This is a genomic window from Salmonella sp. SJTUF15570 (genome assembly GCF_043357055.1).
GTDB classification, from domain to species: Bacteria; Pseudomonadota; Gammaproteobacteria; order Enterobacterales; family Enterobacteriaceae; genus Salmonella; species Salmonella enterica.
In genome coordinates this window covers 613,273-628,968 of sequence record NZ_JBEUKJ010000001.1, presented here as the reverse complement: position 1 = coordinate 628,968, position 15,696 = coordinate 613,273, and the positions used below count along the sequence as shown (strand labels likewise).

Sequence of the window (15,696 nt, the reverse complement as noted above, 5' to 3'; positions counted from 1 at the left end):
CATTGAGCGTCAGGCCATCGCTTCGGCAATTTGCTGGGCTTTTAACCACGCAATCTCTTCCGCCCAGATATCAGGATTGATGGTCTCCAGTATCAGCGGAATACCGTCAAAACGCGCATCCTGCATAATCCAACGAAACGCATCGTGGCCGATATTGCCTTCACCCAGACTGTGATGGCGGTCAACGCGGCTACCGAAGGCGCTTTTGGCGTCGTTCAGGTGCATTCCGCGCAAATACTGAAATCCGACAATTTTCCCGAATCCGGCGAATGTTTTTTCGCACGCCTCTGGCGTACGCAGATCGTATCCGGCGGCAAAGGCATGGCAGGTATCGATACAGACGCCAACGCGCGACTTATCTTCCACGCCGTCGATGATGGCGGCTAACTGTTCAAACTCAAACCCCAGATTACTGCCCTGACCGGCTGTATTTTCGATAACCGCCGTAACGCCCTCGGTCTGCGCGAGGGCAATATTGATGGATTCCGCGATCCGCGCCAGGCAATCCTCCTGTGCAATCTGCATCAGATGGCTACCGGGATGAAAATTAAGCAAGGTTAAGCCGAGTTGTTCACAGCGCTGCATTTCATCGAGAAAGGCATCGCGTGATTTTTCCAGCGCTTCACTGACCGGATGGCCCAGATTAATCAGGTAACTATCGTGGGGAAGAATTTGCGCCGCCGAGAAATGATACTTTTCACAGGCGATTTTAAAGTCATCAATGACCTGGGGAGTAAGGGGGGCGGCACGCCACTGACGCTGGTTTTTTGTGAAAAGCGCAAAGGCCGTTGCGCCAATTTCAGCCGCGCGGGCAGGGGCGTTAGCCAGACCGCCAGCAGCGCTGACGTGCGCTCCGATGTATTTCATAAAAGACTCCTGTTAAACCCGCTAACGGTTCATTACGAACGCTATGATAACGGGTTAACAGGCGTGAAACGTAATAATTTATGCGATAAGGCTATGGATTAGGACGTTAATGGCGCCACCGCCAATAATCAGCCAGGCGAATAATGCCAGCGCCATCAGCAGCGGTTTCGCCCCCGCTTTTTTCAATGCGCTAACGTGAGTGGTCAGACCCAACGCCGCCATTGCCATCGCCAGCAGCACCGTGTCCAGCGTCACCAGCATATCCACCACGGCTTTCGGCAGCAGGTGGAAAGAGTTGAAGATCGCCACTACGATGAAGAAAATAGCAAACCACGGAATGGTAATTTTGCTTTTTTCCGCGCCGGTCGCCGGTGAAAGCTGTTTAACGCGCGCCGCCAGAATGATCAGGAACGGCGCCAGCATCATGACACGCAGCATCTTAGCGATAACTGCCGCATTTTCCGCATCCGGGCTAACGGCATGACCCGCGGCGACCACTTGCGCGACTTCATGCATGGTTGAGCCGATATAGATGCCGTAAGTTTCCGGGCTGAACCAGCGCGCCAGCAGCGGATACATTGCCGGGTAAAGGAAAATAGCGATGGTGCCGAAAATAACGACAGTCGCGACGGCTACAGTAACCTTACTGGCTTCCGCTTTTACCACCGGTTCTGTCGCCAGTACCGCCGCCGCGCCGCAGATACTGCTACCGGCGCCAATCAGCCAGCTGGTATGCCTGTCCAGACCAAAGACTTTTTGGCCTAAGAAGCAGGCCAGCATGAACGTGCTGGAAAGCGTTAATACGTCAATCACAATACCGCTAATGCCCACATCGGCGATTTGTGAAAAGGTAAGGCGGAAGCCGTAAAGGATAATCCCTAAACGCAGCAGATGTTGTTTTGCAAACAGCACGCCGCCGTCGCATTGTTTCCATATTTGTGGATAGACGGTATTCCCGATAACCATACCCAGCAGGATAGCCAGGGTCAGGGCGCTGAACCCCGCGCCTGCAACGGCAGGGATAGCGCCGCCCCACAGGGCGACTCCTGTAATGACGGCGCTCAGAGCGAGCCCCGGTATAAAATGCCACATTGTACGACGATGATTCTGCAAGGTGAGTTCTGTCATAACCTTCTCCTGTATATGGACAATAAGGTTACGGTGATCTGGTTTAAAAATAAAATTGATTATATATTTATAATTAATCTTTATAAGTGGTAAGTGAAACGCTATCGGTGGGATACGACTATGCATATTACGCTACGACAACTTGAAGTGTTTGCTGAAGTACTGAAAAGCGGTTCAACAACCCAGGCGTCGGTCATGCTGTCATTATCGCAGTCCGCCGTTAGCGCCGCACTCACCGATCTGGAAGGTCAGCTCGGCGTACAGTTGTTTGATCGGGTGGGGAAACGGCTGGTGGTCAACGAACATGGGCGCTTGTTATACCCGCGCGCGCTGGCATTGCTGGAGCAAGCGGTAGAAATTGAGCAGCTATTTCGTGAAGATAACGGCGCGATACGGGTTTATGCCAGTAGCACCATCGGCAATTACATTTTACCCGCCATGATTGCCCGCTATCGCCAGCATTATCCGGCCTTACCGCTGGAACTCAGCGTGGGAAACAGCCAGGACGTGATTAACGCGGTGCTGGATTTTCGGGTTGATATCGGCCTGATTGAAGGACCATGTCACAGTACAGAGATTATTTCTGAGCCGTGGCTGGAAGATGAGCTGGTGGTCTTTGCCGCGCCGTCCTCGCCGCTGACGCAGGGGCCGGTGACGCTGGAACAGCTTGCGGCATCCCCATGGATTTTACGCGAGCGCGGTTCCGGTACGCGGGAAATTGTCGATTATTTGCTGTTGTCGCATTTGCCGCGCTTTCATATGGCGATGGAGTTGGGGAATTCAGAAGCGATCAAACATGCGGTGCGTCATGGACTGGGGATAAGCTGTTTATCGCGCCGGGTGATTGCTGAACAACTCCAGGCGGGAACCCTGGGCGAAGTCGCGGTGCCGTTACCGCGCCTTGTGCGCACGTTGTGGCGTGTTCATCATCGGCAGAAACATCTTTCTAACGCGTTGCAGCGTTTTTTGAGTTACTGTGAATAAAGGTGAAGAGGAGGGCTGCCCGGGCGGCATCGCCATTTTTAGTATCCGCTTACGTATACGTTATTCTCTGCTTTACTTATAATCCGTGGCCGGTCATGAAGGTCTCTTATAACCGCGCATTTGTGTCGGAAGGATAGTATTTCGTCTGTTACAATCGCGCCTCATTTTTTGGATGGATAGCATTTTCACATGGGTTCCAAAACTAAAACCACAGAAGCGCCCGCGCTACGTCGCGAATTAAAGGCGCGTCACCTGACGATGATTGCCATTGGCGGCTCCATCGGGACAGGTCTTTTCGTTGCATCTGGTGCGACAATTTCTCAGGCGGGGCCAGGCGGCGCGCTGTTTTCTTATATTCTGATTGGTTTGATGGTCTACTTCCTGATGACCAGTCTTGGCGAGCTGGCGGCCTATATGCCGGTATCTGGCTCGTTTGCGACATATGGTCAGAACTATGTGGAAGAAGGCTTTGGTTTCGCGCTAGGCTGGAACTACTGGTACAACTGGGCGGTGACTATCGCTGTTGACCTGGTTGCCGCACAATTGGTGATGGGCTGGTGGTTCCCGGACACGCCGGGCTGGATCTGGAGCGCGCTATTCCTCTGCGTCATTTTCTTGCTGAACTACATTTCCGTGCGCGGTTTTGGCGAGGCGGAGTACTGGTTCTCGTTAATTAAAGTCGCGACCGTTATTATCTTCATCATCGTTGGCGTAGCGATGATTATCGGTATCTTTAAAGGTGTTGAGCCGGTCGGCTGGAGCAACTGGACGACGGGCGATGCGCCTTTTGCTGGCGGTTTTGCGGCAATGATTGGCGTCGCGATGATCGTGGGCTTCTCTTTCCAGGGAACTGAGCTGATTGGTATTGCCGCCGGGGAATCTGAAAACCCGGAGAAGAATATTCCGCGCGCGGTGCGTCAGGTGTTCTGGCGTATTCTGCTGTTTTATGTTTTCGCGATTTTGATTATCAGCCTGATCATTCCTTATACCGATCCAAACCTGCTGCGTAACGACGTCAAAGACATTAGCGTCAGTCCGTTTACCTTAGTGTTCCAGCATGCGGGCTTGTTGTCTGCGGCGGCGATAATGAATGCGGTTATCCTGACGGCGGTACTGTCTGCGGGTAACTCCGGGATGTATGCCTCGACCCGTATGCTCTACACCCTGGCCTGTGACGGTAAGGCCCCGCGTATTTTTGCGAAATTGTCCCGCGGCGGCGTACCGCGCAATGCGCTTTATGCCACCACCGTGATTGCCGGTCTTTGCTTTTTGACCTCAATGTTCGGCAACCAGACGGTCTATCTGTGGCTGTTGAACACCTCCGGTATGACGGGCTTCATCGCCTGGCTGGGGATTGCCATTAGCCATTATCGCTTCCGTCGCGGTTACGTGATACAAGGGTATGATGTGAATGATTTGCCGTACCGTTCCGGGTTCTTCCCGCTGGGGCCGATTTTCGCCTTTGTACTGTGCCTGATTATTACGTTGGGGCAGAACTATGAAGCGTTCCTGAAAGATACCATCGACTGGGGCGGCGTCGCGGCGACCTATATCGGTATTCCGCTGTTCCTGCTTATCTGGTTCGGCTACAAGCTGATAAAAGGTACGCATTTTGTGCGCTATAGCGAAATGCACTTCCCGGAACGCGTTAAAAAGTAACGTAGTATTCTCGTCATAGGCCGGATAAGGCTTTATGCCGCCATCCGGCACGGACTGCCTGAACCTGACCCTTCTAACCCTCTCATTCGAGAGGGTTTTTTGTTTTTTCTTTATGATTGGTTCAAATGACATAATTATTAACAATTAAATTGATAATTATTATCGTTTGCTTTATCGTTACGCTCGAAATCAGAAAGGATGAAGATTCGGGCGCGACCGTCACTCATGAGCCCGACTCGCCTGCATAAAAAGAGTTCGCCGTGATAACCGTTATCGCAGGCGAAACGTAATGCGTTGTGAGCGATAACCGATTTTTTTTGTCGTATTTACCTCATGGAGAAATGGAATGTTTAGGTTTAACCCTTTCGTTCGGGTAGGGCTTTGTATGTCCGCAGTTACGTTGGCCTGGCCGGTTGCCGCGGCAACGGATGATGGTGAAACCATGGTCGTTACCGCGTCCGCCATCGAACAAAATCTGAAAGATGCGCCAGCAAGTATCAGCGTCATTACCCAACAAGATTTACAGCGCAGGCCCGTGCAAAACCTGAAAGATGTCCTGAAAGAGGTGCCGGGCGTACAGCTCACTAACGAAGGGGATAACCGTAAAGGCGTGAGTATTCGTGGTCTGGACAGCAGTTATACGCTGATCCTGATCGACGGTAAGCGCGTTAACTCCCGTAACGCGGTCTTCCGCCATAATGATTTTGATCTGAACTGGATACCGGTTGACGCTATCGAACGCATTGAAGTGGTGCGTGGCCCCATGTCCTCGCTGTATGGCTCCGATGCGCTGGGCGGCGTGGTCAACATTATCACCAAAAAAATTGGTCAGAAATGGCACGGCAGCGTCACGGTTGACTCCACTATTCAGGAACATCGCGACCGTGGCGATACTTATAACGGTCAGTTCTTTACCAGCGGTCCGCTGATCGACGGCGTGCTGGGAATGAAAGCCTACGGTAGCCTGGCGAAACGCGAAAAAGACGAGCAGCAGAGTTCCGCCACCACCGCTACGGGTGAAACGCCGCGTATTGAAGGATTTACCAGCCGGGATGGAAACGTCGAGTTTGCCTGGACACCAAACGAAAATCATGACGTTACCGCAGGCTACGGTTTTGATCGCCAGGACCGGGACTCCGACTCGCTGGATAAAAACCGTCTGGAACGGCAAAACTACGCGTTGAGCCATAACGGACGTTGGGATCTCGGCAATAGTGAGCTCAAATTCTACGGCGAAAAAGTGGAAAACAAAAACCCCGGCAACAGTAGCCCTATCACGTCAGAAAGCAATTCGATTGACGGGAAATACGTTCTGCCGTTAGCGTCTGTCAACCAGTTCCTCACCTTCGGCGGCGAATGGCGTCACGATAAACTGAGCGATGCGGTGAACCTGACCGGCGGTTCCAGTACTAAAACCTCCGCCAGCCAGTATGCTCTGTTCCTTGAAGATGAGTGGCGCATCTTCGAACCGCTGGCGCTGACCACCGGTATTCGTATGGATGACCATGAAACCTATGGCGATCACTGGAGCCCGCGTGCTTATCTGGTCTATAACGCAACGGATACCCTGACGGTGAAAGGTGGGTGGGCCACGGCCTTTAAAGCGCCGTCGCTATTGCAATTAAGTCCGGACTGGGCGACCAACTCCTGCCGTGGCGGATGCCGCATTGTCGGTAGCCCGGATCTGAAACCTGAAACCAGTGAAAGCTGGGAGCTCGGCCTTTATTACCGTGGCGAAGAAGGCATACTGGAGGGCGTGGAAGCGAGCGTTACTACGTTCCGTAACGATGTGGACAATCGCATCAGCATTAGTCGTACCCCTGACGTTAACGCCGCGCCCGGCTATTCCAACTTTGTCGGTTTCGAAACCAACAGTCGGGGACAGCGCGTTCCGGTCTTCCGTTATTACAACGTGAATAAAGCGCGTATTCAGGGCGTGGAAACCGAGTTGAAAGTTCCGTTTAACGAGGCGTGGAAACTGTCGTTGAATTACACCTATAACGACGGACGCGACGTCAGTAATGGCGGGAACAAGCCGCTTTCCGATCTGCCGTTCCACACCGCGAACGGTACGCTGGACTGGAAACCGGTGCAGCTCGAAGACTGGTCATTCTACGTATCAGGGAATTATACCGGGCGTAAGCGGGCCGACAGCGCAACAGCGAAAACGCCGGGCGGGTACGTGGTCTGGGATACCGGCGCGGCATGGCAGGCGACGAAAAACGTTAAACTGCGTGCGGGCGTTCTGAACGTGGGCGATAAAGATCTCAAACGCGACGACTACGGTTATACCGAAGACGGACGTCGTTACTTTATGGCGGTGGATTACCGTTTCTGACAGAGACTGGCGACAGCCGCGTTTTGCCGCTGTCGCCAGAATGTTATAACCGATGCAGCCTGGAGAGCAGCGCCAGCGACAGAGTCGTTAGCAGAATGGCGATTAACGCATAGATATAAACGCCCGACCACGCCCAGCTATTTTTCACCATAATTACCGGCACACCGGCCATTGCCGCGCCGACATAGCTGAACAATCCCCGAAAGCCGGTAATCGATCCCGCCGCATCCTTATGGGTTACATCCAGACAGCCGACGGCAAAAAGCATATGCGGTCCGTATAAGGCGAAGCCCATGATGGTGAACAGAATCGCGGTGAGGGTGTAAGAGGTATCCTGAACCAGCGGCACCAGCACGATGCATATGCACAGCGCTAACGCGAAGATTAATCCGGTCATCCAGCGGTTACTTTTGAACATAAAGTCAGACAAGTAGCCTGCCAGCAACCCACCTGCCAGTCCGCCCGCCTCAAACCAGGAAATAATCGAGTTCGCTTTTATCAGGCTCCAGCCGTGAACCTGCGAATAGTAAATCTGCGGCCAGTCGTTAAGGATAGTGCGCGCAATATAAACCGACATATCACCGATAATAATGATCCATACCAGTGGATTGGTCAGGATATATTTCACAAAAATCTGCCAGAAGCTCAGGTTGACCGGGCTGGCCTTGACCTGGGCCAGTTCCGTCGGGTCGTTACGCCACTGCCCCACGTTGGGCAAACCTAACGTACCGGGACGATCTTTAATGGTAAATAGCGCCACTATCCCCATCAGCAGCGAAATGGCGCCGGGAACATAAAATCCCATTTTCCAGCTACCGCTAAAGGCGATAGCAAAACTGGTCAGCAGCGGCGCGAGGCTGCCGCCGATATTGTGCGCCGCTTCAACGATAGCCCACCAGCGTCCCCGTTCGTTTTTCGAAAACCACGAGGCCATAATTTTCGCCATCGGCGGAAAGCTGGTGCCCTGTAAGATCGCGTTGAGACTGTACAGCACGTAGAATGCCGCCACGCTGTCGGAAAAGCCGAACAGAATATTTACAATCCCCACGCCAATCAGCACTGGGCCGGTCATGGCTTTCGGGTTAATTTTATCGACCAACATCCCGCCGACAAACTTCATCGCGCCATAAAGAATGTAAAAAATAGAAGACATAATGGCGAAGTCTTCTGCGGTCAGCGACGTTTCCGTCAGCATGGCCGGCATCGCGGCGGAGAAGTTTTTACGGGTAAGATAAAAGACGGCATAAGAGATAAAGACCGAGGCGATAATCTCAAAACGAAATTTTTTATAGGTCTGGTCTATCTCTTTTTTCTCTTTTACAATCGGCTTATCGGGCTGGCTGAAAATAAATGTTTTTATACTCATTTTAAAATTCCCTTCCGGCGAGGTGAGTCGCGTTATAATTCATCTTCAATAAGAAAAAGAAGCAATTCGAAACCGTGATAATTAATCTGATGGTGGATTTTTTCCCGTACAACCGGCTTCGCTTTCCAGGCAATACCGGTGCCAGCATGTTCTAACATCGGCAGATCGTTGGCGCCATCGCCGCAGGCAATAATATTCTCCGTGGCAATATTTAACCGGGCAGCCAGGTCAACCAGCGTCTGTTTTTTGTTTGCGGCGTTCATAATCGGCAAGGTAATGTTATCCGTCAGAACGTTATCGCGTATTTCAACCGTATTCGAAAAGGCATAATCCAGTTGATACCGTTCTTTTAGACGCTGGGTGAATATATCCAGTCCCCCGGAGATAATCGCGGTTTTAAATCCTTTGGCCTTGATGACTGGCAGAATAGTTAACAGGCCTGGCGAAAGGGTCATGCGATCGCATACGGCGTTCAGCACTGCTTTCGGTGTGCCTTTCAACATTCCGATACGTCGGGTAAAACTGGCGTTAAAATCAAGCTTGCCCTCCATCGCCTGTTGGGTAATGGCGGTGATTTGCGTCGACATGCCAAGCTCGCGGGCAATTTCATCCACGCCTTCTTCCGCAATAAATGTCGAGTCCATATCAAACGCGATAATACCGTTAGCAGGCAGTGGCTGCGGCTTAATAAAAAAATCAAACTGCCATTGCAATGAGAGTTCGCGTAAATAGCGATAAAATTCAGGCGTCAGACATTCCGCTGGCAGCGTAAGCTTTAAATAAGCGGTATTGATAAGCGCGGCATAACGTTTATCAAATAATAGCGGAAATGGCATGGTGACGGCATTAAATAACGTTTCCTGTAATTTTTTCTGAAACGTATCGATATCCTGTGTAGTAATAAAATAAATAATGCTCATATGATAACTCCCTTAATTTACGGGTATTATAATGGCTCTTTTGCGGCGTGGAATCTCGTGCTATCACAGATATCACAGCCAGAAAAGGGCTAAAAAAGCGTTGTTTTTGATACCAGGTAAAGTTCAGACACAAAAGGTATCACTTTTGATATGCCAACTGTGCGAGGATGTTATTTATTACTGAACGCGAATGAGACTGAAAGGATTGATATAACGATGGAGAGTTGCCTTGATATATTCAAAATAGTAATAGGTCCATCCAGCTCACGTACCGTAGGGCCGATGCGCGCCGCCTGTCACTTTATTTCATTGCTCAGAGAACAAGAGACGTTGCCGCTAATTCGGGAAATTGAAATCGAGCTGTATGGCGCGTTATCGTTAAGCCGCAAGTGCCACAATGTGGATACCGCCCTGTATCTTGGGCTGCTGGGTTGCCAGCCGGAGAATGTCGATCTCCGTTCGCATATGGCGGTGATTAAGCGTGCGGAAAATGAAAACAAAATCGAACTCCCGCTCTCCGACGCGGGCGGAATCACGATAAAAGTCAAGATTATCGCCAATCACCAGGCGCATCCAGGCCATCCTTATGCCATGACGTTTCGCGCCAGAGATGATTATTTCACGGTGTATGAAGAGACCTGGTTTTCGACCGGCGCCGGACAAGTTCGCAAACATGGCGAGCCGCTGACGCCATCGCTTCCTTTGCGTACAGTGTCGCCCTTTGAATTTAGTCATGCCGCGCAGTTGCTGGCGCTGTGCCGACGTAATGGCCTGTCCGTGGCGGCGCTGATGATGAAAAATGAGCTGTGCCGCCACTCGCCACAGACGTTGCAGAATTATCTGGCGCAAATATGGGACGTGATGCAGCAGGCGGTTTATCGCGGCCTGCATACTGAGGGGGTATTACCCGGTCCCTATCAGGTACCGCGGCGCGCCTGTGCGTTACATAAGACGTTACAGGCGAACCGTTCCGCCAGCGATTTTTTAACCGCGCTGAACTGGGTCAATGCCTTCGCGATTGCGGTAAGCGAAGAAAATGCCAGCGGCGGACAGATTGTTACCGCGCCAACCAATGGCGCGTGCGGCATCATTCCGGCAGCGCTCTGCTGGTATGATAAATTTGTCACGCCGCTGGAGCCCGGTGCTCTGACCCGTTTCTTCCTGACCGCCGCCGCTATCGCGATGTTGTTTAAACAAAACGCCTCTATTCTGGGATCTGAAGTTGGCTGTCAGGGGGAAATCGGCGTGGCGTGCTCAATGGCGGCGGCGGGCCTGGCTGAACTGATGGGCGCATCCGTGGAGCAAACGCTGAGCGCCGCTGAAATTGCCATGGAACATCATCTGGGATTGACCTGCGATCCGCTGGGCGGGCAGGTACAAATTCCCTGCATAGAGAGAAACGCCATCTCTGCCGTGAAAGCGATAAACGCGGCGACGATGGCGATGAGTCGCGTAAGCGAACCCTGTATTTCGCTCGATGAGATCATTGCTGCGATGTACGAGACCGGTAAAGACATGAGCGCTAAATACCGTGAAACGTATCATGGTTCGCTGGGGAAAATTCAGCCGCGCAAGAGAGGGTAACAGCGTGAAATACAATACGATGAATAACGACGAGATTATCCTGTCGTTGTGCGCCCGCTTAAAGGAGACGCGTCTGTCTCTTTCGATGACCCAGCAGCAGCTTGCCGATCGCGCGCACGTTGGTATTGCCACCATCAAGCGTATCGAGAAGGGGGGAGGGCTCAATCTTGATACGTTAATTTCTCTCCTGCGGGCGCTGGATAAGTTGCATAATCTTGATGCGGTGCTGTTTGAATCCGAGCTGCGTAATTTTCACGAAAGTTATGAAGGCGGAGAGGGCAGCGGCCGCCTTCAGGTACGCCAGCAGGCCGCGGATTTAAATAATAAATCTTCCGCGCCGCAGTCGGAGGAGGTGAACTACAGCGCGGCGCTGGAAAATTCATTATGTTGGTGACGTCTCACGCTCGTCCCGTAAATACCGGGCATGAAAGCGCAGATGGTCCTCGATGAAGGACGCAATAAAATAATAGCTATGATCGTAGCCAGGCTGGATTCGTAGCGTCATCGGCCAGGCGGTTTGCCGCGCGGCTTCCGCCAGTACGGCGGGCTGAAGCTGATCGGCGAGGAATTGATCGCTGTCGCCCTGATCGATGAGCACAGGAATGGCGTCCTGCGGCTGGCTGGCCAGCATTAATTCGCAGCTATCCCACTCAGTCCAGGCTGATTCATCTTCGCCGAGATAAGCGGTAAGCGCTTTGATTCCCCACGACACGCGGCTGGGGTTGACGATAGGCGCAAAAGCAGAGACGCTGGTGTATTTGCCCGGATTTTTCAGCGCCATGATTAATGCGCCGTGGCCGCCCATCGAGTGCCCGCTGATGGCGCAACGGTCGCTGACGTTAAACTGTGTCTGGATAAGCGCCGGAAGCTCATCGCGCAGGTAATCGTACATGCGATAATGGCTGGCCCAGGGCGGCTGTGTGGCATTGAGATAAAACCCGGCGCCGTGGCCTAAATCGTATCCGCTATCGTCGGCGACCTGTTCACCGCGTGGACTGGTATCCGGCATCACCAATACAATGCCCAGTTCTGCTGCGATACGCTGCGCGCCTGCTTTGGTGGTAAAATTCTCATCATTGCAGGTCAACCCGGACAACCAGTACAGTACCGGAGGCGGTTCATTATCCTGAGTCGGCGGAAGAAAAATGCTGAATGTCATGGCGCAGTTTAGCGTGGCGGCATGATGACGCCAGCGCTGCTGCCAGCCGCCAAAACATCGGTGCTCTTCGAGCATTTCCATGCGGGGGCTCCTTTTATGGTGAACCTGATAAGGTATGCAGATTCTTCATAATACAGATTATTCACCGCGTTGTGAGTAACTTTCACTTCCGTAATACATAAACATGCTTCATCATTTAAATAACGTTGCGTTAACAAATATGCCCTTTGTCCTGCCAGCATTCTCGCACCGGAAAAGATGTCATGAAAGGCAGCGACAATTTCAACAATTATGGGCGTGAATACTGGATTATGTGCGCTACCTCACGCACAATAATCACACTGTCACAATATTGACAAACTTTGCCCCATGCAGGGCAGAGGCGCCACACCTGCAGGAGAACACGATTAATGCCATCACTCAGTAAAGAAGCGGCCCTGGTTCATGACGCGCTGGTTGCCCGGGGGCTGGAAACGCCGCTGCGCCCGCCTATGGATGAACTGGATAATGAAACGCGAAAAAGCCTTATCGCAGGGCATATGACTGAGATTATGCAGTTGCTGAATCTCGATTTGAGCGATGACAGTCTGATGGAAACGCCGCATCGTATCGCTAAGATGTACGTTGACGAGATTTTCGCTGGCCTCGACTATGCCAATTTCCCGAAAATTACCCTCATTGAAAATAAAATGAAGGTGGATGAAATGGTCACCGTCCGCGATATCACGCTGACCAGCACCTGTGAACATCACTTCGTGACCATTGATGGCAAAGCGACCGTCGCGTATATCCCCAAAGATTCCGTGATCGGCCTGTCGAAAATTAACCGCATCGTGCAATTCTTCGCCCAGCGTCCGCAGGTTCAGGAACGTTTGACCCAACAAATTCTGACGGCGCTGCAAACCTTGCTCGGCACCAATAATGTAGCGGTATCGATTGATGCGGTGCATTACTGCGTGAAAGCGCGCGGTATTCGTGACGCAACCAGCGCCACGACGACGACGTCGCTGGGTGGATTGTTTAAGTCCAGCCAGAATACGCGCCAGGAGTTTCTGCGTGCCGTTCGCCATCATCCATGATTAAGGCGGAGACGATGGAGCGTAATGTCACGCTGGATTTTGTACGTGGCGTCGCTATCCTCGGTATCCTGCTTCTTAACATTAGCGCCTTTGGATTGCCGAAGGCGGCTTATCTCAATCCCGCCTGGTACGGCGCGATCGTTCCCGAAGACGCCTGGTCCTGGGCGATTCTCGATATTGTGGCGCAGGCTAAGTTTCTTACGCTGTTCGCGTTGTTGTTTGGCGCGGGGCTACAAATGCTGCTTCCGCGTGGTAAACAGTGGATTCAATCGCGCTTGACGCTATTGGTACTGTTAGGTTTTATCCATGCGTTATTCTTTTGGGACGGCGACATTCTGCTGGCCTACGGTCTGGTCGGATTAATTTGCTGGCGACTGGTACGCGACGCGCCTTCGGTAAAAAGCCTGTTCAATACCGGCATACTCCTTTATCTGGTCGGGATTGGCGTGCTACTGCTGCTGGGCGTGGTATCGAGTAGCGAAACCAGCCGCGCCTGGACGCCGGATGCGTCGGCAATATTGTATGAAAAATACTGGAAGCTGAACGGCGGCATGGAGGCTATCAGCAACCGGGCAGAGATGCTGTCGAATAGTTTACTGGCGCTCGGCGCGCAGTATGGCTGGCAACTGGCAGGTATGATGCTGCTGGGCGCCGCGCTAATGCGTAGCGGCTGGCTGAAAGGTCAGTACAGTCTGCGGCACTATCGTCGTACCGGGGTTCTGCTGGTGGCGTTAGGGCTAATGATCAACCTGCCTGCGGTCATTTTACAATGGCGGCTGGACTGGGCGTATCGCTGGTGCGCCTTCTTATTGCAGGCGCCGCGCGAACTGAGCGCGCCGTTGCAAACGCTGGGCTATGCCGCGCTGATGTTTGGCTTCTGGCCGCAGCTTAGCCGATGCAGACTGACGCTTGCCATTGCCTGCGTAGGGCGAATGGCGCTGACCAATTATTTGCTGCAGACGATCATCTGTACCACGCTGTTTTATCAGTTTGGCTTATTTATGAAATTCAATCGACTGGAACTCTTGTTCTTTGTCGTTCCGGTATGGGCAATAAACCTTCTCTTTTCCGTCATCTGGCTACGTTTCTGGCGACAGGGACCGGTCGAGTGGTTATGGCGTCAACTCACGTTGCGCGCGTCAGGATCGCTCAGATAACGATCTGGATCACATTCATTAACAAAATGGCTGTAACCGTTTCCATCCCTGTGATGTTTCTCACGCAGCCCTGGGCAGGGTGCTGACAAAATAGCCGCCTGCTAACGGGGCATTTGTGAGCATTTTTGAACTCAAACAGGGCAGTGAATATGATCACCATTCGTGATGTAGCGCGCCAGGCTGGCGTGTCTGTAGCGACCGTTTCCCGCGTACTGAATAACAGCGCGTTGGTCAGTCCCGACACCCGTGACGCCGTTATGCAGGCCGTCACCCTGCTGGGATATCGGCCAAATGCGAATGCGCAAGCGCTGGCCACCCAGGTGAGCGATACCATCGGTGTCGTGGTCATGGATGTTTCCGATGCCTTTTTCGGCGCTCTGGTGAAAGCCGTAGATCTGGTCGCGCAGCAGCACCAGAAATATGTTCTCATTGGCAACAGTTATCATGAGGCGGAAAAAGAGCGCCATGCGATTGAAGTCTTGATCCGTCAGCGTTGTAACGCATTGATTGTTCACTCAAAAGCCTTAACCGATCGCGAGCTGAGCGACTTTATGGATCAGATCCCCGGTATGGTGCTGATTAACCGTATCGTGCCGGGTTATGCGCATCGTTGTGTCTGTCTCGACAATGTGAGCGGCGCCAGAATGGCGACCCGAATGTTGCTGAATAATGGACATCAACGCATCGGCTACCTGGCCTCCAGCCACCGTATTGAAGATGACGCGATGCGCAGAGAAGGGTGGTTACACGCGCTGCAAGAGCAGGGGATTGCTGCGTCGGAGAGCTGGATAGGCACCGGCACGCCGGACATGCAAGGCGGCGAGTCGGCAATGGTTGAGTTGCTGGGACGCAATCTGCAACTGACGGCGGTATTTGCCTATAACGATAACATGGCGGCGGGCGCGCTGACGGCGTTAAAAGATAACGGCATCGCCATTCCCTTGCATCTGTCTGTCATCGGTTTCGACGATATCCCTATTGCTCGTTATACCGATCCTCAGTTGACTACCGTGCGCTATCCTATTGCTTCTATGGCGAAAATCGCGACCGAGCTGGCGTTACAGGGGGCTGCAGGCACGCTGGATATCACGGCGACGCACTGCTTCATGCCGACCCTGGTACGGCGCCATTCGGTGGCATGGCGACAGAATGCGGTACTGATCACTAACTGATTACGCCCCGCATGTAACCGTTTTCAATCTGTGAGTAAATTCACAGTTTATTAACATTGTGATAGCTATGATGACAACGTTTGTCGCACTGTAACTAACGTGTAACAGCTAGTTGTCAGTTTTGCTGGGGTATTTCGCTTATAAAAACCGTTATCACAATATCCCGCGACTACCGGACAAAAATAAAGAGTTGAATAAGAGCTTATCCCATTAGGGCTATTTTACTTGCCATTTTGGTCCTGGGCAGTGCTCGCCAAAACGCGTTAGCGTTTTGAACGCCGCT

13 protein-coding genes are annotated in these 15,696 nt (G+C 52.3%); 8 read left to right on the top strand and 5 right to left on the bottom strand.

The features are described 5' to 3' along the window. Positions 1–9: 9 nt before the first annotated feature. Positions 10–867, bottom strand: a complete 858-nt coding sequence (nfo, locus tag ABVN44_RS03265) for a deoxyribonuclease IV (protein ID WP_023232526.1) — start codon at positions 865–867, stop codon at positions 10–12. Between the two features lie 78 nt (positions 868–945). Further along, on the bottom strand, positions 946–1,995 hold the full coding sequence (locus ABVN44_RS03260; RefSeq protein ID WP_023232525.1) for a YeiH family protein: 1,050 nt from the start codon (positions 1,993–1,995) through the stop codon (positions 946–948). A 120-nt stretch (positions 1,996–2,115) separates the two neighbouring features. On the opposite strand from ABVN44_RS03260, the gene yieE reads away from it, so the two are divergent. The 3 genes from yieE to cirA all read left to right on the top strand — a co-directional run bounded on the left by yieE (position 2,116) and on the right by cirA (position 6,976). After that, positions 2,116–2,979 carry a DNA-binding transcriptional regulator YeiE gene (gene yieE / locus ABVN44_RS03255; protein ID WP_000548316.1) on the top strand — a complete coding sequence of 288 codons (864 nt, stop codon included), beginning with the start codon at positions 2,116–2,118 and terminating at the stop codon, positions 2,977–2,979. Between the two features lie 189 nt (positions 2,980–3,168). After that, entirely contained in the window at positions 3,169–4,638 is a 1,470-nt protein-coding gene (gene lysP / locus ABVN44_RS03250; protein WP_000534999.1) for a lysine-specific permease, read from the top strand. 346 nt (positions 4,639–4,984) lie between these two features. Continuing rightward, positions 4,985–6,976 (top strand): catecholate siderophore receptor CirA, encoded by a 1,992-nt coding sequence (gene cirA, locus ABVN44_RS03245; RefSeq protein ID WP_000488255.1) that lies wholly within the window; start codon positions 4,985–4,987, stop codon positions 6,974–6,976. A gap of 43 nt (positions 6,977–7,019) precedes the next feature. Here the strand turns inward: cirA and ABVN44_RS03240 are convergent, their stop codons facing one another. Continuing rightward, positions 7,020–8,342, bottom strand: a complete 1,323-nt coding sequence (locus tag ABVN44_RS03240; RefSeq protein ID WP_000023806.1) for an MFS transporter — start codon at positions 8,340–8,342, stop codon at positions 7,020–7,022. Between the two features lie 32 nt (positions 8,343–8,374). Beyond that, the gene (gene serB / locus ABVN44_RS03235; protein WP_000022914.1) at positions 8,375–9,262 is read right to left on the bottom strand and encodes a phosphoserine phosphatase SerB; all 888 of its coding nucleotides are present in this window, start codon (positions 9,260–9,262) and stop codon (positions 8,375–8,377) included. A 216-nt stretch (positions 9,263–9,478) separates the two neighbouring features. Between serB and ABVN44_RS03230 the strand changes: the two genes are divergently transcribed. Then, positions 9,479–10,846 (top strand): L-serine ammonia-lyase, encoded by a 1,368-nt coding sequence (locus ABVN44_RS03230; protein WP_021000519.1) that lies wholly within the window; start codon positions 9,479–9,481, stop codon positions 10,844–10,846. 4 nt (positions 10,847–10,850) lie between these two features. Further along, the gene (locus tag ABVN44_RS03225; protein ID WP_000876817.1) at positions 10,851–11,240 is read left to right on the top strand and encodes a helix-turn-helix domain-containing protein; all 390 of its coding nucleotides are present in this window, start codon (positions 10,851–10,853) and stop codon (positions 11,238–11,240) included. Here the strand turns inward: ABVN44_RS03225 and fghA are convergent. After that, positions 11,229–12,086, bottom strand: coding sequence for an S-formylglutathione hydrolase (fghA, locus tag ABVN44_RS03220; protein ID WP_023232524.1), 858 nt, complete (start codon positions 12,084–12,086; stop codon positions 11,229–11,231). The two genes, ABVN44_RS03225 and fghA, sit on opposite strands and share 12 nt — an antisense overlap. Before the next feature lie 329 nt (positions 12,087–12,415). On the opposite strand from fghA, the gene folE reads away from it, so the two are divergent. The 3 genes from folE to galS all read left to right on the top strand — a co-directional run bounded on the left by folE (position 12,416) and on the right by galS (position 15,413). Next, positions 12,416–13,084, top strand: a complete 669-nt coding sequence (gene folE, locus ABVN44_RS03215; RefSeq protein ID WP_001139611.1) for a GTP cyclohydrolase I FolE — start codon at positions 12,416–12,418, stop codon at positions 13,082–13,084. 14 nt (positions 13,085–13,098) lie between these two features. Continuing rightward, entirely contained in the window at positions 13,099–14,241 is a 1,143-nt protein-coding gene (gene yeiB, locus ABVN44_RS03210; protein WP_001518079.1) for a DUF418 domain-containing protein YeiB, read from the top strand. Between the two features lie 149 nt (positions 14,242–14,390). Continuing rightward, positions 14,391–15,413: an HTH-type transcriptional regulator GalS gene (galS, locus tag ABVN44_RS03205; protein ID WP_000628631.1), complete on the top strand. Its 1,023-nt coding sequence runs from the start codon at positions 14,391–14,393 to the stop codon at positions 15,411–15,413. Positions 15,414–15,696 lie beyond the last annotated feature (283 nt).

Bases quoted from the DNA above. Each gene is read 5' to 3' on its own strand.
- nfo (WP_023232526.1), bottom strand. From the start codon at position 867: ATGAAATACATCGGAGCGCACGTCAGCGCTGCTGGCGGTCTGGCTAAC.
- ABVN44_RS03240 (WP_000023806.1), bottom strand. From the start codon at position 8,342: ATGAGTATAAAAACATTTATTTTCAGCCAGCCCGATAAGCCGATTGTA.
- yieE (WP_000548316.1), top strand. From the start codon at position 2,116: ATGCATATTACGCTACGACAACTTGAAGTGTTTGCTGAAGTACTGAAA.
- serB (WP_000022914.1), bottom strand. From the start codon at position 9,262: ATGAGCATTATTTATTTTATTACTACACAGGATATCGATACGTTTCAG.
- folE (WP_001139611.1), top strand. From the start codon at position 12,416: ATGCCATCACTCAGTAAAGAAGCGGCCCTGGTTCATGACGCGCTGGTT.
- lysP (WP_000534999.1), top strand. From the start codon at position 3,169: ATGGGTTCCAAAACTAAAACCACAGAAGCGCCCGCGCTACGTCGCGAA.
- ABVN44_RS03260 (WP_023232525.1), bottom strand. From the start codon at position 1,995: ATGACAGAACTCACCTTGCAGAATCATCGTCGTACAATGTGGCATTTT.
- cirA (WP_000488255.1), top strand. From the start codon at position 4,985: ATGTTTAGGTTTAACCCTTTCGTTCGGGTAGGGCTTTGTATGTCCGCA.
- yeiB (WP_001518079.1), top strand. From the start codon at position 13,099: ATGGAGCGTAATGTCACGCTGGATTTTGTACGTGGCGTCGCTATCCTC.
- fghA (WP_023232524.1), bottom strand. From the start codon at position 12,086: ATGGAAATGCTCGAAGAGCACCGATGTTTTGGCGGCTGGCAGCAGCGC.
- galS (WP_000628631.1), top strand. From the start codon at position 14,391: ATGATCACCATTCGTGATGTAGCGCGCCAGGCTGGCGTGTCTGTAGCG.
- ABVN44_RS03230 (WP_021000519.1), top strand. From the start codon at position 9,479: ATGGAGAGTTGCCTTGATATATTCAAAATAGTAATAGGTCCATCCAGC.